The 19,894-nt window shown below is 52.4% G+C and carries 21 protein-coding genes and 1 other annotated feature; of the genes, 20 read left to right on the top strand and 1 reads right to left on the bottom strand.

What is annotated here, in order from left to right:
- Nucleotides 1–33 precede the first annotated feature (33 nt).
- The 9 genes from murG to ftsZ all read left to right on the top strand — a co-directional run bounded on the left by murG (nucleotide 34) and on the right by ftsZ (nucleotide 8,957).
- A complete protein-coding gene (murG, locus tag NST37_RS16215) occupies nucleotides 34–1,131 on the top strand; it encodes an undecaprenyldiphospho-muramoylpentapeptide beta-N-acetylglucosaminyltransferase (protein WP_003386256.1) in 1,098 nt (365 codons plus the stop codon).
- 110 nt (nucleotides 1,132–1,241) lie between these two features.
- Nucleotides 1,242–2,147, top strand: coding sequence for a UDP-N-acetylmuramate dehydrogenase (murB, locus tag NST37_RS16210; protein WP_003386255.1), 906 nt, complete (start codon nucleotides 1,242–1,244; stop codon nucleotides 2,145–2,147).
- Nucleotides 2,148–2,162: 15 nt separating this feature from the next.
- Nucleotides 2,163–3,419 (top strand): UDP-N-acetylglucosamine 1-carboxyvinyltransferase, encoded by a 1,257-nt coding sequence (gene murA, locus NST37_RS16205; RefSeq protein WP_003386254.1) that lies wholly within the window; start codon nucleotides 2,163–2,165, stop codon nucleotides 3,417–3,419.
- A 182-nt stretch (nucleotides 3,420–3,601) separates the two neighbouring features.
- Nucleotides 3,602–4,375 carry an FtsQ-type POTRA domain-containing protein gene (locus tag NST37_RS16200; protein WP_024984199.1) on the top strand — a complete coding sequence of 258 codons (774 nt, stop codon included), beginning with the start codon at nucleotides 3,602–3,604 and terminating at the stop codon, nucleotides 4,373–4,375.
- A gap of 44 nt (nucleotides 4,376–4,419) precedes the next feature.
- On the top strand, nucleotides 4,420–5,130 hold the full coding sequence (locus NST37_RS16195) for a DUF881 domain-containing protein (RefSeq protein WP_003386252.1): 711 nt from the start codon (nucleotides 4,420–4,422) through the stop codon (nucleotides 5,128–5,130).
- A gap of 18 nt (nucleotides 5,131–5,148) precedes the next feature.
- A complete protein-coding gene (locus NST37_RS16190; RefSeq protein ID WP_003386251.1) occupies nucleotides 5,149–5,898 on the top strand; it encodes a DUF881 domain-containing protein in 750 nt (249 codons plus the stop codon).
- A 1-nt stretch (nucleotide 5,899) separates the two neighbouring features.
- Entirely contained in the window at nucleotides 5,900–6,247 is a 348-nt protein-coding gene (locus NST37_RS16185; RefSeq protein ID WP_003386249.1) for a small basic family protein, read from the top strand.
- Nucleotides 6,248–6,392: 145 nt separating this feature from the next.
- Nucleotides 6,393–7,649, top strand: a complete 1,257-nt coding sequence (gene ftsA / locus NST37_RS16180; RefSeq protein ID WP_024984198.1) for a cell division protein FtsA — start codon at nucleotides 6,393–6,395, stop codon at nucleotides 7,647–7,649.
- Between the two features lie 156 nt (nucleotides 7,650–7,805).
- Nucleotides 7,806–8,957 (top strand): cell division protein FtsZ, encoded by a 1,152-nt coding sequence (gene ftsZ / locus NST37_RS16175; RefSeq protein ID WP_003386245.1) that lies wholly within the window; start codon nucleotides 7,806–7,808, stop codon nucleotides 8,955–8,957.
- Between the two features lie 86 nt (nucleotides 8,958–9,043).
- Here ftsZ and NST37_RS16170 read toward each other — a convergent pair whose 3' ends face one another.
- On the bottom strand, nucleotides 9,044–9,400 hold the full coding sequence (locus tag NST37_RS16170; RefSeq protein WP_024984197.1) for a YmaF family protein: 357 nt from the start codon (nucleotides 9,398–9,400) through the stop codon (nucleotides 9,044–9,046).
- A gap of 255 nt (nucleotides 9,401–9,655) precedes the next feature.
- Between NST37_RS16170 and spoIIGA the strand changes: the two genes are divergently transcribed.
- From spoIIGA to ileS, 11 genes are all read left to right on the top strand, one after another.
- The gene (spoIIGA, locus tag NST37_RS16165) at nucleotides 9,656–10,618 is read left to right on the top strand and encodes a sigma-E processing peptidase SpoIIGA (protein ID WP_122958257.1); all 963 of its coding nucleotides are present in this window, start codon (nucleotides 9,656–9,658) and stop codon (nucleotides 10,616–10,618) included.
- A 5-nt stretch (nucleotides 10,619–10,623) separates the two neighbouring features.
- On the top strand, nucleotides 10,624–11,346 hold the full coding sequence (gene sigE, locus NST37_RS16160) for an RNA polymerase sporulation sigma factor SigE (RefSeq protein ID WP_003386241.1): 723 nt from the start codon (nucleotides 10,624–10,626) through the stop codon (nucleotides 11,344–11,346).
- A 147-nt stretch (nucleotides 11,347–11,493) separates the two neighbouring features.
- A complete protein-coding gene (gene sigG / locus NST37_RS16155; protein WP_003386240.1) occupies nucleotides 11,494–12,273 on the top strand; it encodes an RNA polymerase sporulation sigma factor SigG in 780 nt (259 codons plus the stop codon).
- A gap of 128 nt (nucleotides 12,274–12,401) precedes the next feature.
- A complete protein-coding gene (locus tag NST37_RS16150; RefSeq protein ID WP_003386239.1) occupies nucleotides 12,402–12,686 on the top strand; it encodes a YlmC/YmxH family sporulation protein in 285 nt (94 codons plus the stop codon).
- Nucleotides 12,687–12,812: 126 nt separating this feature from the next.
- Nucleotides 12,813–13,640 carry a peptidoglycan editing factor PgeF gene (gene pgeF / locus NST37_RS16145; RefSeq protein WP_003386238.1) on the top strand — a complete coding sequence of 276 codons (828 nt, stop codon included), beginning with the start codon at nucleotides 12,813–12,815 and terminating at the stop codon, nucleotides 13,638–13,640.
- A 37-nt stretch (nucleotides 13,641–13,677) separates the two neighbouring features.
- Nucleotides 13,678–14,376: a YggS family pyridoxal phosphate-dependent enzyme gene (locus NST37_RS16140; protein ID WP_172920688.1), complete on the top strand. Its 699-nt coding sequence runs from the start codon at nucleotides 13,678–13,680 to the stop codon at nucleotides 14,374–14,376.
- Nucleotides 14,377–14,403: 27 nt separating this feature from the next.
- Entirely contained in the window at nucleotides 14,404–14,823 is a 420-nt protein-coding gene (locus NST37_RS16135) for a cell division protein SepF (RefSeq protein ID WP_003386236.1), read from the top strand.
- A 79-nt stretch (nucleotides 14,824–14,902) separates the two neighbouring features.
- On the top strand, nucleotides 14,903–15,175 hold the full coding sequence (locus tag NST37_RS16130) for a YggT family protein (RefSeq protein WP_003386235.1): 273 nt from the start codon (nucleotides 14,903–14,905) through the stop codon (nucleotides 15,173–15,175).
- Between the two features lie 11 nt (nucleotides 15,176–15,186).
- Nucleotides 15,187–15,960, top strand: a complete 774-nt coding sequence (locus tag NST37_RS16125) for a YlmH/Sll1252 family protein (RefSeq protein ID WP_003386234.1) — start codon at nucleotides 15,187–15,189, stop codon at nucleotides 15,958–15,960.
- A 99-nt stretch (nucleotides 15,961–16,059) separates the two neighbouring features.
- Entirely contained in the window at nucleotides 16,060–16,551 is a 492-nt protein-coding gene (locus NST37_RS16120; protein WP_003386233.1) for a DivIVA domain-containing protein, read from the top strand.
- A gap of 68 nt (nucleotides 16,552–16,619) precedes the next feature.
- Nucleotides 16,620–16,885 (top strand) — a binding site (T-box leader).
- Between the two features lie 50 nt (nucleotides 16,886–16,935).
- Nucleotides 16,936–19,719, top strand: a complete 2,784-nt coding sequence (ileS, locus tag NST37_RS16115) for an isoleucine--tRNA ligase (RefSeq protein WP_024984193.1) — start codon at nucleotides 16,936–16,938, stop codon at nucleotides 19,717–19,719.
- Nucleotides 19,720–19,894: the final 175 nt, after the last annotated feature.

The raw sequence follows: 19,894 nt of genomic DNA, 5'->3' as shown, positions 1-19,894 counted from the left end.
GGAAAACGGCAAACTTGGGTGAAGGTGATTACTATGCGTGTTGTCCTCACGGGTGGAGGCACAGGTGGACATATTTATCCGGCGCTTGCGGTGGCGAAAGAAATTTCTCGCCAACAGCCGCAGGCTGCCTTTTTGTACATAGGCAGTAAAAAAGGCTTGGAAGCACAGCTCGTTCCACGGACGGACATTCCGTTTCAATCAGTCGAGATCGCTGGTCTGAAGCGGAAGCTGACTTTCGATAACGTAAAAACACTGTGGAAATTCATCCAGGCTGTCTCTTTATCCAAACGGATGCTGCGCGAGTTCCGGCCTGATGTTGTCATCGGCACGGGCGGGTATGTGTGCGGCCCGGTTGTCTATGCTGCGGCTCGTCTCGGGATTCCTACGGTGATTCATGAACAAAATGTCGTACCGGGTTTGACAAACAAGTTTTTGGCCCGTTATGTCGATCGCGTAGCTGTCTCGTTTGAGGAGTCGCTTTCGTTTTTTCCTGCGGGAAAAACAGTGCTGACCGGCAATCCTCGGGCCACCGAGGTGATGCATGGAGATCCGCGGGCGGGAAGAGCTTTTCTCGGTGTAGGCGAGGACAAGCGTGTGGTGCTGATTTTTGGCGGAAGCCGCGGAGCAAGAGCGATCAATGAGGCGACGTTGGCCATTGTACCGCGCATGCAGGAGTTTCCCCGCACCCATTTTGTCTACGTGACAGGTGACGTTCACTACGATTCCATTTCGGCTGCATTGAAAGAAAAAGGGGAGCAGCCCCGCAACCTTTCCGTCTATCCGTTCGTCCACAATATGCCGGACTTGCTTGCAGCCGCCCACTTGATGGTAGGCCGTGCCGGGGCATCAAGCCTGGCTGAGCTGACAGCGTTGGGCGTGCCCTCCATACTGGTTCCGAGTCCGTACGTTACCAACAACCATCAGGAAAAAAATGCGCGCGGACTGGAGAAGCAAGGAGCTTCCATCGTTATTTTGGAAAACGAGCTTAGCGGAGAGAGGCTGTTGGAATCCCTTTCTGCCATTTTGGGAAGCGAGGAGCGGTGGGCTGCGATGCAAAAGAGCTCTCGCCAGCTTGGAATGCCTGATGCCGCAACGAAAATCTATCAGGTGCTAGGGGAGCTTAAAAGGTAGAAGGGTCTTTTTTGGGCGACTGTCACGCCAATATGGGCGATCGCATAGTATGGAGCAAACACGTGATAAGGCCTAGGTCCGACCTAGCATGTGTATCAGGAGGTTCACAAATGAAGCAGATCATAGATGAATTGAGGCAGGCGGATATTGGAAAAGTGTGGACCGATGAACCTCTCGCCAATCATACCACTTGGCGGATTGGGGGTCCTGCTGATTTGTTAATCCAGCCCAAGGATAAGTCAGCGTTGTTGACAGCCTTGAAAATCATCCATCGTCATGATATTCCTTGGAGTGTAATCGGGCGCGGCTCCAACCTTCTGGTGAGGGACGGAGGGATACGCGGAGCCGTGCTCAAGGTGGCTGAGGGCTTGAGTCACTGCGAATTCAGGGGCGAAGAGGTGTGTGTGGGTGCCGGATATTCCATGATCCGCCTGGCGGTGGAGGCAGGCAAAAAGGGATTAACAGGTATGGAGTTTGCGGGAGGCATTCCTGGTACAGTAGGCGGGGCCGTCTACATGAATGCGGGGGCGCACGGATCGGATTTGTCACGTATTATCAAAGAAGCCGAAATCCTCTTTGATGATGGTGAAGTCAAAGTGTTGAACAACGAAGAACTGAGCTTCAGCTATCGGACGTCCCTTTTGCAAAAGCGCAAGGGAGTTGTTTTGGAAGCCCGCTTTGGGCTGCGCCAGGGCGACCGCCGAGAAATAGCTGCTACACTGGCAGCCAACAAGGAGCGGCGCCGCATCACGCAGCCGTTGCAAATGCCTTGTGCCGGAAGTGTTTTTCGCAATCCGCCTGGAGACCACGCCGGCCGTCTGATCGAGGCTGCAGGCCTGAAAGGATTTCATTACGGGGGAGCTCAGGTTTCCGAGATTCACGCCAATTTTATCGTCAATCGGGGAGGCGCTACGGCTACCGACGTCCTCACCTTGATTACGCACATCCGCTGCACGATCAAAGAAAAGTTTGGCGTTGATTTGCATCCGGAGGTGTTGGTGGTGGGCGAGGGGTAACACGGAGGTGAAAGTTTGGATACTTTTGCGATCGAAGGCGGAAGACCTCTGTCTGGTTCGCTTCGGGTCCAAGGAGCCAAGAATGCTGCCCTTCCCATCCTCGCCGCGTCGATTCTCGCGGAAGGGCAATTTTATATCTATGATGTTCCCCACCTCAAAGACATCGAGGTGATGCTGAAAATCTTAACTGCACTGGGAGCCAGGACAAAGCATGCGGACGGAAGTGTCGATCTGGATACGACCTCAGTTTCCGTGTCGCATGTCCCTGATGATCTGATGGGTCAAATGCGTTCTTCGATCTTTTTGGCCGGACCGCTTCTGGCACGTTTGGGCGAGGTGACCATCTCCCGGCCAGGCGGCTGTTTGATTGGAGAGCGGCGGATCGACTTGCATCTGGCCGGCTTGACAGCGCTGGGAGCAAAAATCGAGGAAGCAGAGGGCTATATTACGTTTCGGGCAGATCAATTGTATGGTACTAACATCTTTCTCTCTTTCCCGAGTGTGGGGGCAACAGAAAACATCATGATGGCTGCTGTATTGGCCAAGGGAACGACACGTATCTGCAATGCCGCCAGGGAACCGGAAATTGTCGATTTGCAAAACTTCCTGAACGCCATGGGTGCACGCATCTGCGGCGCCGGAACGGATACGATCGAGATCAACGGCGTTACCAGGCTGCGTCCAGTCAGCTATCGGATCATCCCCGATCGGATCGTAGCGGGCACTCATCTCCTGGCGGTCGGAGTGTCAAAGGGACACATTGAACTGACCAATATCATCCCCGAGCATCTCACCGCATTAATTGAGGTCGCCCGTAGCTGTGGTGTTGAAATCAAGACCTACCATGATATAATGGAAGTCAAGAGCACAGGCAACCCGCTTGCCTACGAACGGATAATTACCTCCCCGTTCCCCGGTTTTCCGACCGATTTGCAAGCGCAGTTGATGGTGTTCTTGGCACAGGCAACAGGAACAAGTGTGATCAAGGAGACGATTTTTGAAGGAAGATTCAAACATGTGAACGAATTGGCGCGAATGGGCGCCTCCATTTACGTCGACCTGGGTTCCGCGATTATCCGCGGCGGAAACAAACTGTCAGGTACGAGTGTTGAGGCAAGTGACCTGCGGGCAGGTGCCGCACTTGTTCTGGCGGGATTGGCGGCGGAAGGCACGACCACGGTATCACAGATTCATCATATCGACCGTGGTTACGAACGGCTGGAGCTGCAGCTGCAGCAGCTGGGTGCCCGCATTTCCCGCGTGTCGATATAGACAAGAAGAAAGTGAGCGGCATATGCTATGCCGCTTTCCCTGTTTTGTATGGTGGCAGTTATTTATAGGATTGCCATTATTTGTGAGGTGATTTGCCGGAAAGCAGGTCTCCTTGGATACGGAACAATCGTGTATCAGTGCTCGGCGCGTGACACGCTAGCGTAGTGAGGAAGGGTTGAGTCATGGCGGTAATCGAAGAACGCATTCCGCACGTTAAAGAGCAGCGTCCGCGGCGCAAAGGAAATCGCAAGCTGGTTGTTTTGCTCGTCCTGTTTTTTTTGATCGTATTGATCGTCTTGTTCATCCGCTCGCCGTACAGCAAGGTTCAGGAAATTCAGGTGTATGGAAACGACATGTACTCGAGCGAGGAGATCATCGCTCATTCCGGTTTGACACTTGGCATGCAGTTTTTGAATGTGTGGGAAAGCCAGGTGCAAAAAGCGAGCAAGCCTTTGGAAGGGGTGAAAACCATCTCTGTGGAACGATCCTTTCCCGGCGTAATTCGCTTGCATGTAACCGAATTCAAACGTGTGGCGTTTTGGAATGGACAGGATGGCAGCAGGGCTCCGCTCCTGGAGAACGGGAAAGTGCTCAGACAGGTGGATTTTTCCAAACGGATGGTGGACAGGCCGCTAATCAGTTCATGGCCAAATCCCGAAATGCTTCCGGACTTGGCAAAAGCGCTGGCGAAGCTGTCCCCTGCAGTATTGGGGGAGATTTCCGATATCGCCCTGACGCCGACGATTTATGACAATCAGCGGGTCACTCTGTTCATGAGGGACGGAAACGAGGTCAGGAGTGTCGTGTACAAGCTGGATACTATGCTGAATTGGTATCCGACAATCGTGCAGGAGCTGCCAAAAGGGGTAAAAGGGGTTCTTTCGCTGTTTGAGCAGCCATGGTTCGTACCGTATTCGAATCCTGGGGCGCCCATTCAGCTTCCTGCCGGTGGGTAATAGCCCCAATCGTTTTAAGTATGGGTAAAAGGGGTAGCTGCAAAATGGGTCGTCGTCATAAATTTAACTTGTACCTCACTCTCGTCACTTTTTGTACGGGTTTTCTTGTGGCAACTTCGGTCGAGACGACCAAGCTGTTGCAACGGGAACGCTTGAACGACCAGCAATTTCAGCAAGAGACGCAATTAACCGAGCGTATTCTGGCTGAAAAGGAGCAAAACCGGCACCTGGAGAACCAGCTGCTCGATTTGCAGCGGCAGGTCGGAAAGATCGAGGAGGCGATGGCGCAGCGAAAATCGGAAGGCGCGAGCATACTCAGTCAGCTCGAGGCAGCGAGGATGATGGCCGGGGTTGTACCCGTAGAAGGACCAGGGCTCGTTGTAACCATGCAGGACAGTCAAAATGCCGGAAGCAGCATGGACGTCGCGAATTACATCGTTCATGAACAGGACGTACGGCTGGTTGTAAACGAGCTGCGTGCCGCCGGTGCTGAGGCGATCAGCATCAACGGGCAACGGCTGGTCAGCAATTCGGCCATTCGCTGCGTAGGTCCGACCATTATTGTAAACGGGATCAAGTCGGCGGCGCCTTTCGTCATCTCCGCGATCGGAGAGCCAAATACGCTGGAGGCGGCCTTGAATCTCCCGGGCGGCGTAATCCAAACGCTGCAAGACTTTGTACAGATTGATGTTTCAAAAAAAGAAAAAATCAAACTGCCAGCTTATGTAGGTGACGCCAAGACCAAACATTCCTAGGTGAAGGAAGCGTTTCTCATGTTGCAAAAAAGCCGTAAAATCACATTTATTCTTGCCATTATTAGTGCTATCATAGGGGTTATGTTGACCGTACAGCTCAGAAGCAGCCTTCATCCGGCACATAAGGAATCACGCAGTATAGCGGAATTGCGGACGTCGCTTCAGAAAGAGCTGGAGAAGCACAAAAATCTTCTGGCTGACATCTCCAAATACAATCAGCTTTACTATCAGTATGAGACCGCCCTCAATGAGGATGAGAGCCTTTCTGTCATGAAAGAAGAGCTGGCGAGAAACCGGAAAATGGCGGGAATGGTCAGCGTGGAAGGCGAGGGGATCATACTTCGGGTCGTTGATGCCCAGGTGAATCCTGCGGAAGCGGGCCTCGACGGAGGGATGACCGAGCCGGTAATCGGAGGCTATACGATTGACGATGAAGACCTCAGATGGCTCGTCAATATTCTCTTTGCCAACGGTTCTCAGGCAGTGTCCATCAATGGGCATCGAATGGTGGCAACGACACCGATCCGTTATGTCGGCAATGCGATTCAGATTGATACCAGGACGATTCAGCCGCCTTACGAACTGAAAGCGCTCGGGGAGCCGGACGTGCTGCTGTCGGCGCTCAAGCTGGAGGGTGTGGAAGAAAACTTTCGTCTGGCCAACAAGGAGATTATCGCAGAGAAGCGGGACAAGCTGATCATACCGGCTAATCGGGAGCAGCGCCCCATCCAATACATGAAACCAGTCAAAGAAAAAGGAGAATCCTGACATGTGGCTCCCGCTTATCGGACTCATCGTTGGCATCGCTGTCGGATTTATGCTGGATTGGCGCGTGCCTCAAGAATACAGCAGCTATTTGTCTATCGCCCTTCTGGCTGGTCTGGACACGATTTTCGGGGGAATCCGTTCCTATCTGGAACGCACGTTTAATGTTCGCGTTTTTATGTCCGGTTTTTTCTTCAATACGCTGTTTGCGGCCGGACTGGCATTTATCGGAGGCTTTCTCGGCATCGACCTCTACCTTGCCGCGATTGTTGCTTTCGGCGTGCGTTTGTTTAACAATTTGGCGGTGATTCGTCGGATAGTCCTATCCCGTTGGATTAACCAGCAGGAATAGAGAATCACTCGAAATTGGGAAGAAGGTCATATTTTTACAAAAATTCATGATCAAAAAAAGGGAATGGTAGTCCTGTGTTGAATAAATTACGCAGATGTATTCACATTATGACGACAAAAGACGTAGCAAGGGAGGTGTCACAGGTTTGGTAAGCAATGAACTCATCGTCAGCCTAGATATTGGAACTTCCAAAGTTCGCGTCATGATCGGCGAAGTAAACAACGGTTCCATCAACATCATCGGAGTCGGACAGGCACACTCGGAGGGTATCAAGAAGGGTGTGATCGTCGACATCGACCAAACTGTGCATGCCATCCGGGAAGCTGTTGACCATGCTGAACGCATGGTTGGGGTATCGATTGATGAAGTATACGTCGGTATCACAGGAAACCACATTGAACTGCATGAAACCCAAGGGGTTGTCGCTGTATCCAGCGAAGACCGTGAAATACGAGATGAAGACATCCAGCGAGTTATTCAGGCAGCAAAAGTTGTTGCCATACCGCCTGACCGGGAGATCATTGAAGTCGTTCCGAAAGAGTATATCGTCGACGGGCAGGGCAGCATAAAGGACCCGAGAGGGATGATTGGTGTCCGTCTGGAAATGGAAGGCACGATCGTCACAGGCTCGAAAACTGTCGTACATAATATCGTTCGTTGCACGGAGCGGACAAATCTTCGCGTAGCCGGAATTTTTCTGCAACCGCTAGCCTCGAGCACGGTAGCTCTTTCCAAGGATGACAAAAATATGGGGGTCGTTCTGGTTGACATCGGTGCGGGTTCTACCACCATCGGTGTATTTGAGCAGGGAAAACTGGCAGCAACGACCGTGATTGGCATCGGGGGCGACCATATTACCAACGACATCGCTTTAGGACTTCGGACCCATACGGATGTAGCTGAACGCGTGAAGACGAAAAATGGTTGCGCTCTGATCGACGAAGCGTCGGAGGATGTAAAATTCAAGGTAACCCGTATTGGCAGTGATGTGGAAAAACAGTTTACTCAGGTGGATTTAGCCAATATCATTGAACCGCGTGCAGCGGAGATTTTTAACCTCGTGGAAGATGCGGTCTACAAGCTGGGTTTCCATGATGAGGTTGCCGGCGGATACGTATTGACTGGCGGAACGGTTGCGATGCCAGGCATGCTGGAGTTGGCAAAGGAAGAACTGGATGCGCCGGTGCGCGTCGCGATTCCTGATTATATCGGGGTTCGAGACCCCGCCTATACAACAGGCGTGGGTTTGATACAGTACGCTCTGCACCAGTTGGAGCGTCGCAGCGTGCGTACAGCTCCTCCGTCGTTTAAAGGCGGGCCGAAGCCTGCAGCCGTTTCCAAGCCGAAAGAAGGCGGCGGTTTGATGGAAAAAGTGAAAAACTGGTTCAGCGAGTTTATATAACCGCCTGTAACCTCAAGACTCCGAATACGGTGAATCGGCTGATGTTTACGAACATTGCCCGCGGGGAAGTAGTCACTTGCGGGCGATGAACCGCACAACCAACCGGCTTCACCACACAGAAGCTTTTCTCATGTTGAATTGGGGAGGACTAGCAAGATGCTGGAATTTGATATGGACATGGAATCCTATGCGCGAATTAAAGTGATTGGTTGCGGCGGTGGCGGTAGCAACGCGGTTAACCGTATGATTGCCGGAGGTTTAAGAGGAGTAGAATTTATCACTCTGAACACTGACGCGCAAGCTTTGCAACTCTCCAGTGCTGATATCAAGCTGCAGATCGGAGAAAAACTGACTCGAGGACTGGGAGCAGGGGCAAATCCGGAAATCGGAAAAAAAGCCGCTGAAGAAAGTGCCGATCTGATCGAGCAAGCCCTGCGTGGGGCTGACATGGTATTTGTAACGGCTGGAATGGGCGGCGGTACCGGTACCGGTGCGGCTCCTGTCGTAGCTGAAATTGCCAAAGAGCTGGGCGCTCTGACAGTCGGGGTCGTAACTCGTCCGTTTTCGTTTGAAGGACGGAAGCGTTCTACACAAGGCGAGCAAGGGATCGCTGCGTTGAAGGAAAAAGTCGATACGTTGATCGTCATCCCGAATGACCGCCTGTTGGAAATCGTGGATAAAAATACACCGATGCTGGAGGCGTTCCGTGAAGCGGACAACATCCTGCGTCAAGGTGTGCAAGGGATATCGGACTTGATTGCTACTCCAGGTTTGATCAACCTGGACTTTGCTGACGTTAAAACGATCATGACCGAGCGCGGTTCCGCTTTGATGGGGATTGGCGAAGGCAGCGGCGAAAACAGAGCGGCTGAGGCGGCTCGCCGTGCCATTTCCAGTCCACTGCTGGAATCATCCATCGATGGTGCCCGCGGGGTTCTGATGAACATCACGGGAGGGACAAACCTCAGCTTGTACGAGGTAAACGAAGCGGCAGACATCGTTTCATCTGCGGCTGATCCGGATGTAAACATGATTTTCGGTGCGGTCATCAACGAGGATTTGAAAAACGAGATCGTTGTAACGGTAATCGCTACCGGCTTTGAAGACTACCAGCGGCAAAACACAAGCACTGGACAGCGCCGGGTGCAACAGCCTGTTCAGACAGGCAACCGCCCGACACCTATCTCCAATACGGGAGCGAGCCGTGCGAAGGAAGAGGAAGAAGAGAAGTCTTTCTTCTCGATGAGCAATTTGGACAATCTGGACATTCCTGCCTTCCTGCGCAACCGTCGCCGCAACAAAAAGTAAATTCGCGTTTTGGCAAAAATATGACCATTAGAAAAACCTTGTTCCATGACGGAGCAAGGTTTTTTGTTTTGCGTGCGTGGCGTTATTTATCCATAGTCTTTTCCGGTTCTTCCCCGGTACGAATGTGTATGGCCGTCGTCAAATGTCGTTACGCCAGAAAAATCGTGGTAATGTCCTCCACCGGGAAGTGGGATCGGAGGGCCGGTCCATCCGCGGAAGCGGTGAACATGCCCGTCATCATAGGAGGTGACGCCTTCATAGTAATGCAAATGTCCTCTCCCTGTTCCTTGATAGGGAGGGGAGGTTCGGCCTCGGACTTCATGGCGATGACGGTCGTCTACACTTGTCAGTGTGGAATAAGAGTGGATATGACCCGGGATATCGCCAAAGCGGATAAAGTCGATGGCATGGCTGTGAGAGGACTGCTTGTTTTTTCTGCTCAAATGGAAGCTCCCTGCCTCTCTGATGGGTTTTATACATCAGATGCTGAGAGCGCTGTTTCGGAACCGGGGATTCACCCAGAGGACCCAAAATCTTCTACAAAAAATCCGAAAAAACACGGTCAAGAATTGACAGACTTTACATACACATTGATATATACTGGCCTTGGTCGGAAGGGATAGCGGCCAGAGATAGGTACGACCCTCCGGGGAGGCCGGGAGCGGCCTGGTCTTTTCGGGATCGGGGGTGATAGCGGAGTGATCGTCTATCTCGATATCATTCTACTCCTCAACTTTGCCATTGATACCTTGCTGCTTTGGTTTACGGCATATTTTCGCAAAGAGCGGGTGCGGTGGTGGCGGATTTCTCTGGCATCTTTGTTTGGGTCAACCTATCTGGCCTTCTTCTTTTTCCCAGCTTTTGCACCGATGTATCAGTGGGCTGTAAAATTGCTGTTTTCCGTCATCATGCTGTGGATTGCCTTTGGCCGAAGGAGGCTGCTCGGTTTTTTGCATAATTTGGTCATCTTTTACTTTGTGGCCTTTGTCTTCGGCGGGGGAGTGTTTGGACTCCAGTATTTTCTTTCGACGCAAAGCGAGGTCGTAAATGGACTGGTCACTGTCCACAACGACGGTTTCGGCGTCGGCTTCACGCCTACTCTCGGCATCCTCTTGGCCGGCTTCGTGCTCGTTTTCTTCCTAAGCAGGCAAAGCTATGGGGCTATTTCGCAGCCGCGACGGATCGAAGCCTTTCTCGCAGAGGTAAGGGTGAAGCTCGCCGGTGAAACCGTCTTGTGCAGAGGTTTGGTCGACACGGGAAACCAGCTGCATGAGCCGATTACCCGTACGCCTGTCATGATTTTGGAGAGCAGTCTGCTAGCCCACATCCTGCCGGAAGCTCTCGCCACGCTTATCGAAAAAAGCGAAGGAGCGGTCAATCAGATGGACGGTGTGTGGGAGGAGCTGCCGCCTGCGTGGCAGTCTCGTCTTCGGCTTGTTCCGTATCGCAGCGTTTCCAGCGGGATGAGCTTTCTGATCGCGCTCAAACCGGACGAAGTGCTGATCGTGCAGGACGGCAAGCGCTATGTGAGCGAGAAAGTACTGGTTGGTCTCAACCCGATTCCATTGGCAGCAGACGGGCAATACCAGGCCATCGTACACCCTGCGATGATAGAGACCCCTTTCCAAGAAGAATACGCAGTACGCGAACAGGAGGGCTAACGAAAATGTATGTAAAACTTCGCCTACAATTACAACTACTCTGGTACCGTTTCCTGCTGTGGACTGGTGCACGAGCCGAGGAAATTTACTACATCGGCGGAAGCGAGGCCCTTCCTCCGCCACTGACCAGAGAAGAGGAAGAGATCTTGCTTGGCAGATTGCCTTCCGGCGATCCCGCTGTACGGAGCATGCTGATTGAGAGAAACCTGAGGCTGGTCGTTTACATTGCCCGCAAATTTGAAAATACCGGGATCAACATCGAGGATCTGGTCAGCATTGGCACCATTGGGTTGATCAAGGCGGTGAACACCTTTGATCCCGAGAAAAACATCAAACTGGCTACCTATGCCTCGCGCTGTATTGAAAACGAGATTTTGATGTACCTGCGCCGAAACAACAAGATCAGGTCGGAGGTTTCTTTTGACGAACCGCTGAATATTGACTGGGATGGCAATGAGCTGCTGTTGTCGGACGTCCTCGGCACCGAAAACGACACCATTTACAAAAACATCGAGGACCAGGTAGACCGCAAGCTGTTGAAAAAAGCACTCGATAAGCTGACAGAGCGGGAGCGCGTCATCATGGAGCTGCGCTTCGGCCTCACGGGAGGCGAGGAGAAGACGCAGAAGGATGTTGCCGACCTGCTTGGCATTTCCCAGTCCTATATTTCCCGTCTGGAAAAGCGAATTATAAAACGGTTGCGAAAAGAATTCAACAAAATGGTCTAACGCATATTTTCCCAATCGAGGGAGATACTGTTCCTAAACCGTGCCAGAAAGTGGTCCCGCCACTCTCTCGTCCGGGTACGCGTCAGAACGCGGCCTTTCAAGACAACCGGGTTAGGAACTTTTTTCTTGCTTCGAGGAGGGAAAGACGTGACGCGCAATAAAGTAGAGATATGCGGGGTAGACACCTCTAAGCTTCCCGTGCTGACCAACAAGGAAATGCGGGAGCTGTTCGAACGCTTGCAGGGCGGGGAACTGCCAGCGCGGGAAAAGCTGGTCAACGGCAACCTGCGATTGGTGCTGAGTGTCATTCAGCGTTTCAACAATCGAGGAGAGTACGTTGACGATCTGTTTCAGGTAGGGTGCATTGGACTGATGAAGGCCATTGACAACTTCGATCTCGGGCAAAACGTTAAATTTTCGACCTATGCCGTGCCCATGATCATCGGGGAAATCCGCCGCTACCTGAGGGACAACAACCCGATTCGCGTTTCACGGTCTTTGCGGGATATCGCCTACAAAGCGCTGCAAGTGCGGGACAATCTGACCAACAAGCATTCGCGTGAGCCCACCATTATGGAAATTTCCCAGGAGCTCAATGTTCCCAAGGAAGACGTCGTATTCGCGCTGGATGCCATCCAGGACCCGGTTTCTCTGTTTGAACCGATCTATCAGGACGGCGGCGATCCGATCTACGTGATGGATCAGATTAGCGACGAGAAGAACAAGGACGTCATCTGGGTTGAGGAAATCGCGCTTCGTGAAGGAATGCAGCGTTTAGGCGAGAGGGAAAAAATGATTCTCTCGATGAGATTTTATGAAGGGAAGACGCAGATGGAGGTAGCCGAGGAAATCGGCATCTCGCAGGCGCAGGTCTCCCGTCTGGAAAAAGCGGCGATCGCCCATATGCAAAAACACGTGCAATCGTAACATTATCAGTTTGTCCAAGCCCTGCGGAACGGCACTGCAGGGCTTATTCTTTTGCGCCGGATTTCGGACATAATCGCCCGCCTGCTCATATAATGAAAGGGAAGGGGAGAAAAGTAGGTGAGGAGCAGATGGTCAAGATTTCAGATTTCCAGACCAAAGAAGTAGTCAACATCTTGGACGGCAAGCGGCTTGGACAGATATCCGACCTGGAAATAGACCTTCGCCACGGGAGGGTAGAGGCCATCGTCGTCCCCGGACCGGGTAAGTTTCTCGGATTTTTTTCATCGGGCAATGATTATGTCATCCCTTGGCGCAACATTGTGAAAATCGGGAAAGACGTTGTTCTTGTGAGAGTAGAAGAGACGCTTCGCGTAGACGTGAAGGGCAGCACCGAGGATGAGTACCGCTCGTAGAAAGGCATAAGAGAGCCTTTCTTTTCTTTTGGGCTATGGTATCATTAGCCATAGAAAAGAGAGTCCAGCATGCGAATGGACAACCCGGTTTTTCTACGGTTCTATCACGAAGGAAGAGGTGGCGGCATGAACGAACCATTTGTTGGACATACAGGGAAAGCAGGGCTTCGGCTGGAGGAGTGGGAAAAAGCGTTTCCCGGTCTTGTCGCAGGCTTTACCACACGTTCCGGCGGGGTAAGCGAGCAGCCTTACGGATCGTTTAACATGGGGCTGCATGTCGGCGATAGCTCCTCCCACGTGGTAACCAACCGCAAGCGGCTTGCCGAGGAGCTGGGCATGCCCTTCGATGCGTGGACCTGCGCAGACCAGGTGCATGGCAACCGGGTATGCGAGGTAGTGGCAGGAGGGGCAGGCAGAGAAAGTCTGGAAGACGTCATTGCAGCCACGGATGGGCTATTTACAAATAAACAGGGAGTCCTGCTTGTGTCTTTTTACGCAGATTGCGTGCCGCTTTTCTTTCTGGACCCGGAGACGGGGGCGATCGGGCTGGCTCACGCCGGATGGAAAGGAACTGTTTCGCGTATTGCCGAGGAAATGGTGCGTGCTTTTGAGCGCAACTACGCAGCAAAAGCGGCAAACATGAAAGTGGCGATCGGCCCGGCAATATGCGGGAACTGTTATGAGGTCGATGAGCGGATTATCGGGCAGGTACGGGCAGCCGCAAAAAATTGGTCGCCAGCAGTGTCCCCGCGTGAAAATGGGCGCTACCTGCTGGATTTGCCCAGACTCAATCAGGAAATTGTAACGGAATGCGGAATATTGCCCGATAACATAATACGGACCCAATGGTGTACAAGCTGCCGTACAGACCTGTTCTTCTCCCATCGGAGAGAAGCGGGACCTGCAGGGAAGACGGGAAGGATGGCCTCCTTTATCGGATGGCGGGATCGTTGAAATAGATCTTTGTTTGGAAAGGGAGTCGGAAGAAGTTATGACGCGGGAACAGGAATTGCTGAAAGAAAGATTGGACCGAATCGAAGAGAGAATAGCGGCTGCCTGCAGCCGTTCGGGGCGCGACCGCAGCGAGGTAAAGATCGTCGCGGTTACGAAATATGTAGGTGCCGACACCATTGGCGATTTGCTCAAGGTCGGCGTCGAGCACATCGGCGAAAACAGGGTCCAGGATGCCCTGCCCAAATACGAGCAATGGGGAGAGCAGGGAGTTTGGCATTTTATCGGCCACCTGCAGACAAACAAGGCCAAAGAGGTCGTCGGCCGCTTTTCCTATATTCACTCTCTGGACCGCTTGTCCCTGGCCCGGGAAATAGAGAAACGGGGAGAAGCGTTGAATCTTGTCGTTCCCTGCTTTTTGCAAGTCAATATTTCCGGGGAAGAGACAAAATTTGGCCTTAGTCCCAATGACGTATTGGCTTTTTTGCGCGAAACCAGTAATATGAAACATATAAGGATCGCGGGATTGATGACCATGGCGCCTCATGTCGATGATCCGGAAGAGGTGCGGCCTGTATTTCGTGGTCTGCGAGAATGGAAAGAGCGGATCAATGAATGGAAGTTTCCGCATGCGGAAATTACAGAGCTGTCGATGGGCATGTCCAACGACTTTGAAGTAGCGATTGAAGAAGGAGCTACATATATTCGGCTAGGCTCGGTTTTGGTCAAGCCGGACTAATCGACCATTCACGAGAGGAGGATTGCTATGAGCGTTATGAATAAAATCAAAGGGTTTCTGGGATTGGAAGACGAGGAATACTTCGAAGAGACGGTAGTAGAGGAACGCGAAGAGCAAGAGCCTATTGCCAGACGACAGCCTGCAGCGCGTGCGAACAATGTCGTTCCTTTTCAGACACGGGAGAAGGAGGGAATCCGTTTGATCCTCTGCGAACCCCGTCAATACAGTGACGCCCAAGACATCGCTGACAACCTGCGTCACCGCAGACCAGTCGTGGTCAATTTGCAACGGGTGGAAAAGGAACAGGCAAAACGGATTATCGACTTTCTCAGCGGCACTGTCTATGCGCTGAACGGCGATATCCAAAAAGTCGGAGACTACATTTTTGTTTGCACACCCGATCATGTTGACATCCAGGGTACCATTTCCAGCGTGGTGGAAGAATAAAAGTGTTTGATTGAACGGAAGCGAAGTTTGGATGAGTAACATGATGCTTGTTACTTTGAAAAGGATAAAGGGTGAGTGAATGACAGCCATTCTGTTTACGATCATTGATTTTGCCTTTACGGTTTATCAGTTTATGGTGATTGCGTATGTCCTCATGTCGTGGGTGCCTCAGATGAGAGATACGGGAATCGGGCAACTGCTGGAGCGGCTGGTGGAACCGTATTTGGCTCCGTTTCGCCGGTTCATACCGACGCTCGGCTTCATTGACATATCTCCAATCGTAGCGTTGATCGCACTGAATTTTGCCCACAGCGGATTGAAGACAATCCTCATTAAACTGCTGTATATGTAGGAGCCGGTCACATGAGTGTATACGACCATTTTCGAAAAGAAGAACTTCCCTTTGTGGAACGGGCGCTGGAAATGCTGACGCTGGTAGAGCGGAAGCAGGCCATGCGCCTTACTGATTTTTTGGACCCGCGGCAAGCGGCCATACTGAAAAGCTTGACCTCGCAGGTACAGGACGTCTCGGTTACCGCAAACGGCGGCTATGAAGGGGCAGAGCGGGTTCGTGTAATGCTGCACCCTGATTATCTGACCCCCGAGGCGGAGGAGTTTCGTTTGACCTTGCTGCACATCGCTGCTGATCAGCGGTTTAAGCGGCTGGAGCACAGGGATGTGATGGGAGCCTTGCTCAATGCAGGCCTCAAGCGGGAGAAATTCGGGGATATGATCGTGGACGAAAGCGGCTTGTTTGCCGTCGTTGCAGAGGAAGTGGCTGACTTTGTCCGCGTTCAAGTGACCCATATTCACCGTACGCCCGTTTCGTTTGAAAAAGTGGAGTGGGCCTCCTTTCAGGCGCCGTCAGAGCGTTTGACCGAAAAGACCATCACCGTTCCCTCACCGCGAGTGGACGCGGTAATCGGCGAGGTGTACCATCTGTCACGGGCCAAGGCGGTCATCCCGATCCGTGCCGGCCGTTTGAAGGTCAATTGGAAGGTGGTAGACGATCCGTCCTACCAGCTAGAGACGGGAGATATGGTTTCCCTCGCCGGTTTTGGACGCTTCAAGCTGCTCGAAGTGGCCGGAGCTACTCGCAGTGGAAGGTTACGAATGAATGTCGGCTTGGTTACATAGAATCATAGAAGGGCTTAAAAAATTGCAAAATCCGGCAGGAAATGATGTGGAAGCTGTCGAAAATGTCAGTACGATTATCGGAAGAAGTGGGGGGTACATGTGCCTTTAACGCCGTTAGATATACACAATAAAGAATTCAGCACAGGATTCCGCGGTTACAACGTCGACGAAGTAAATGAATTTCTGGATCAGATCATCAAGGACTTTGAGCTTCTGATCAAGGAAAAGAAAGAAATGGAAGAGCGCATCGCCATACTGAATGAGCGTGTGGATCACTATAAAAGCCTGGAAGAAAACTTGAGCAAGTCCATTCTCGTCGCTCAGGAAACGGCCGAAGACGTGAAGTCAAACGCAAGAAAAGAAGCTCAGTTGATCCTGAAAGAAGCGGAGAAAAATGCAGACCGGATCGTCAACGAAGCGTTGGCGAAGTCTCGCAAGATTGCAATCGAGATCGAAGAGTTGAAGAAACGGGCGTCTGTGTACCGGATGCGTTTCCGTACGCTGCTCGAAGCCCAATTGGAGATGCTGGAAAACGGCGCGTGGGACGATATCGAACAAGCAGATTCGTCTTCCGCAGTGCTTGCCGAATAATCCATTGACGCCAGGGCTATGATGGTACTATAATTTATTGAAACTTTTCTTTACAACTATACACTCGCTGACAAACGATGATCGGGACGAGTAAGCGATCGAGCGCAGCTTAGAGAGCCGGTGGACGGTGAAAACCGGACTGCTGCTTGCCGCTGAAAATCACCCGGGAGTTCAATAACCGAAAGACTGCTGGCTGCGTCGTGCGGTGGTCGAGTAAGTGAGCGCGTCATTCTCGTTACGAATGAATCAAGAGGAACAGGGCTTGTGCCGGTATATTTCGGCTGATTTCTGTTCAATCAGGGTGGTACCACGGGAGCTTTCTCTCGTCCCTACAGGGGATGAGGGAAAGCTTTTTTATATTTTTCTGTAGGAGTGAATCAGACAATGGATTATAGCAAAACGCTGGCACTGCCAAAAACAGACTTTCCGATGCGCGGGAATCTTCCGGCCCGCGAGCCTGACATGCAGGCAAAATGGGAAGAGCTGAATATTTATGAAAAAGTGCAGGAGCGGACAAAAGGACGCCCCAGCTTCATTTTGCATGACGGCCCTCCTTACGCGAACGGCGACATCCACATCGGCCATGCCTTGAATAAAGTGTTGAAGGACTTTATCGTCCGCTACAAATCGATGGCGGGCTACTGCGCTCCGTACATTCCGGGCTGGGATACGCACGGCTTGCCAATCGAACAGGCAATCATCAACGCCCAAGGACTGGATCGCCGCAGCATCGAGGTAAATGACTTCCGCAAACGCTGCGAAGAGTACGCCTGGAGCTACATCGACAAGCAGCGCGACCAATTTAAGCGCCTCGGAATTCGCGGTGACTGGGAAAATCCGTATGTGACCCTGCTGCCGGAGTACGAGGCACGTCAAATCAAGATTTTTGGCGAAATGGCGAAAAAAGGCTACATCTACAAAGGGCTGCGCTGTGTGTACTGGTCCCCGTCATCGGAGACTGCGCTTGCCGACGCCGAAATCGAATACAAGGACAAGCGCTCGCCATCCATCTACGTCAGCTTCCAGGTACAGGATGGAAAAGGCAAGCTGGATACGGAAACAGGTGTCGTAATCTGGACGACCACGCCTTGGACGCTGCCAGCCAACCTGGCGATCTCCCTGCATCCGGAACTGGAGTACAACGTAGTCAAAGCCGACGGACGCAAATTCGTACTTGCGGGCGGACTGTTGGAAGCGGCCAGCAAGGAAATCGGCTGGGAAAGCGTAGAGGTGCTGGCAACCTTCAAAGGGCAGGAGCTCGAAGGCGTAGTCACCAAGCATCCGTTCTACGATCGCGAGTCGCCGATCATCCTTGGCGAGCACGTAACGCTCGACGCCGGTACGGGCTGCGTTCACACTGCTCCGGGTCACGGGGAAGACGACTTCGCTGTCGGTCAAAAATACGGCCTTGGCGTACTGTGTCCTGTGGACCACGAAGGAAAAATGACCAAGGAAGCTCCCGGCTTCGAAGGGTTGTTCTACGAAGATATCAATAAGCTGGTCACGGAAAAGCTGAATGAGACAGGCGCGCTCTTGAAGCTGGGCTTCATCACTCACTCGTATCCGCATGACTGGCGTACGAAAAAGCCGGTCATTTACCGTGCGACAGAACAGTGGTTTGCTTCGATTGATGCATTCCGTGAAAACATGCTCGAGGCCATCAAAAACGTGAAGTGGATTCCGCACTGGGGAGAAACCCGTTTGGCGAATATGATCGCCGACCGCGGAGACTGGTGCATTTCCCGCCAGCGCGTATGGGGTGTGCCGATTCCGATCTTCTACTGCAAAGACTGCAACGAGCCGATCATCAATGACCAAACGATTGAGCACATCTCCGAGCTGTTCCGCAAAGAAGGCTCGTCCGTCTGGTTCGCTCGCGAGGCTAATGAGCTGGTGCCAGAAGGCTTGTCCTGCGGCAAATGCGGCTGCACGGAATTCCGCAAAGAAACAGATATCATGGATGTATGGTTTGACTCCGGCTCCAGCCATGAAGCGGTATTGAGAGAGCGTGGACTGGGCTGGCCGGCTGACATGTACCTGGAAGGCTCCGACCAATACAGGGGCTGGTTCAACTCCTCGCTGTCCACTGCCGTTGCCGTATACGGTACAGCACCGTACAAAGCGGTATTGAGCCACGGCTTCACGCTGGATGGAGAAGGGCGCAAAATGTCGAAGTCGCTCGGCAACACGATCGTTCCGCAGGAAGTCATCAACAAGCTTGGCGCGGACATCCTGCGTTTGTGGGTAGCTTCGGTCGATTATCAGGCTGACTCGCGCATCTCTGACGCGATCCTCAACCAGATCGCGGAAGTATACCGCAAAATGCGCAATACGTTCCGCTTCCTGCTGGGGAATCTGGACGGCTTCGATCCGGCGAAAGACCGCGTAGCCTACGAGCAATTGAGCGAGCTGGACCGCTATGTCCTGGCCAAAGCAGCGCAAGTAGTCAAGCGTGCGCGCAAGGCTTACGACGAGTACCAGTTCCACACTGTCTTCCATGCCGTTCACAACTTCTGCGTCATCGATCTGTCTGCTTTCTATCTGGATATTTGCAAAGACCGACTCTATGTGGAGGCGCCGGATAACCTCAAGCGTCGCGCAGCGCAGACTGTCATGTACGATTGTCTGATGAGCCTGGTCAAGCTGGTGGCACCGATCCTGCCGCATACAGCAGATGAGGTATGGAGCTTTATCCCGGGTGTGACAGAAGCAAGTGTTCAGCTGACTGACATGCCGGAAGCAAATGAACAGCACTTGGGCTTTGCAGCGGAAGCACTCAGCAAATGGGATGCGTTCCTCGCAGTACGCGATGAGGTACTGAAGGCTATGGAAGAAGCGCGCCGGAACAAAGTATTCGGAAACTCCGTAGACGCCAAGCTGGCGCTTTATCCGCAAACGGAAGAGACGGCAAGCGTACTGTCTTCGATGGAGGATCTGGCCGACCTGTTCATCGTTGCCCACGTTGACCTGCATCCGTACGGAACGCCTGCTCCTGCGGAAGCGGCTGCATTGGAAGGAATCTCTGTCGTGGTAGCTCCTGCTGACGGTGTAAAATGCGAACGCTGCCGCGTCGTGAAGCTGGATGTCGGTGCCGACAGTGCACATCCTTCCATCTGCAAGCGCTGTGCATCCGTTGTCAACGAACACTATGCACATGTAACGGAGTAAGAGGTCCTTTCATCGGTCAAAAAACAACTGAAAATCGACGAATGAAAAGCAGTTTTTGTCAAAGTCGCCCAAGTCGTCATGACTTCGGGCGACTTTTTGTTATCCCTCCGAATAGTGTTTTTTTCTCCATGACCTTTACCTTGATACGGTTGGCGTATTTGCGGCCGGGGTTAAT

It is taken from the genome of Brevibacillus sp. FSL K6-6036, from assembly GCF_037964015.1.
Taxonomy (GTDB): domain Bacteria; phylum Bacillota; class Bacilli; order Brevibacillales; family Brevibacillaceae; genus Brevibacillus; species Brevibacillus borstelensis.
This window is presented reverse-complemented; position numbering and strand designations above follow the sequence as displayed.

Excerpts from the sequence above, each read along its gene's own strand:
- NST37_RS16195 (WP_003386252.1), top strand. The coding sequence starts at position 4,420 with ATGGGTCGTCGTCATAAATTTAACTTGTACCTCACTCTCGTCACTTTT.
- NST37_RS16200 (WP_024984199.1), top strand. The coding sequence starts at position 3,602 with ATGGCGGTAATCGAAGAACGCATTCCGCACGTTAAAGAGCAGCGTCCG.
- NST37_RS16135 (WP_003386236.1), top strand. The coding sequence starts at position 14,404 with ATGAGCGTTATGAATAAAATCAAAGGGTTTCTGGGATTGGAAGACGAG.
- NST37_RS16150 (WP_003386239.1), top strand. The coding sequence starts at position 12,402 with ATGGTCAAGATTTCAGATTTCCAGACCAAAGAAGTAGTCAACATCTTG.
- murG (WP_003386256.1), top strand. The coding sequence starts at position 34 with ATGCGTGTTGTCCTCACGGGTGGAGGCACAGGTGGACATATTTATCCG.
- NST37_RS16185 (WP_003386249.1), top strand. The coding sequence starts at position 5,900 with ATGTGGCTCCCGCTTATCGGACTCATCGTTGGCATCGCTGTCGGATTT.
- pgeF (WP_003386238.1), top strand. The coding sequence starts at position 12,813 with ATGAACGAACCATTTGTTGGACATACAGGGAAAGCAGGGCTTCGGCTG.
- sigE (WP_003386241.1), top strand. The coding sequence starts at position 10,624 with ATGTATGTAAAACTTCGCCTACAATTACAACTACTCTGGTACCGTTTC.
- NST37_RS16140 (WP_172920688.1), top strand. The coding sequence starts at position 13,678 with ATGACGCGGGAACAGGAATTGCTGAAAGAAAGATTGGACCGAATCGAA.
- ileS (WP_024984193.1), top strand. The coding sequence starts at position 16,936 with ATGGATTATAGCAAAACGCTGGCACTGCCAAAAACAGACTTTCCGATG.
- NST37_RS16125 (WP_003386234.1), top strand. The coding sequence starts at position 15,187 with ATGAGTGTATACGACCATTTTCGAAAAGAAGAACTTCCCTTTGTGGAA.
- ftsZ (WP_003386245.1), top strand. The coding sequence starts at position 7,806 with ATGCTGGAATTTGATATGGACATGGAATCCTATGCGCGAATTAAAGTG.
- NST37_RS16190 (WP_003386251.1), top strand. The coding sequence starts at position 5,149 with ATGTTGCAAAAAAGCCGTAAAATCACATTTATTCTTGCCATTATTAGT.
- NST37_RS16130 (WP_003386235.1), top strand. The coding sequence starts at position 14,903 with ATGACAGCCATTCTGTTTACGATCATTGATTTTGCCTTTACGGTTTAT.
- murB (WP_003386255.1), top strand. The coding sequence starts at position 1,242 with ATGAAGCAGATCATAGATGAATTGAGGCAGGCGGATATTGGAAAAGTG.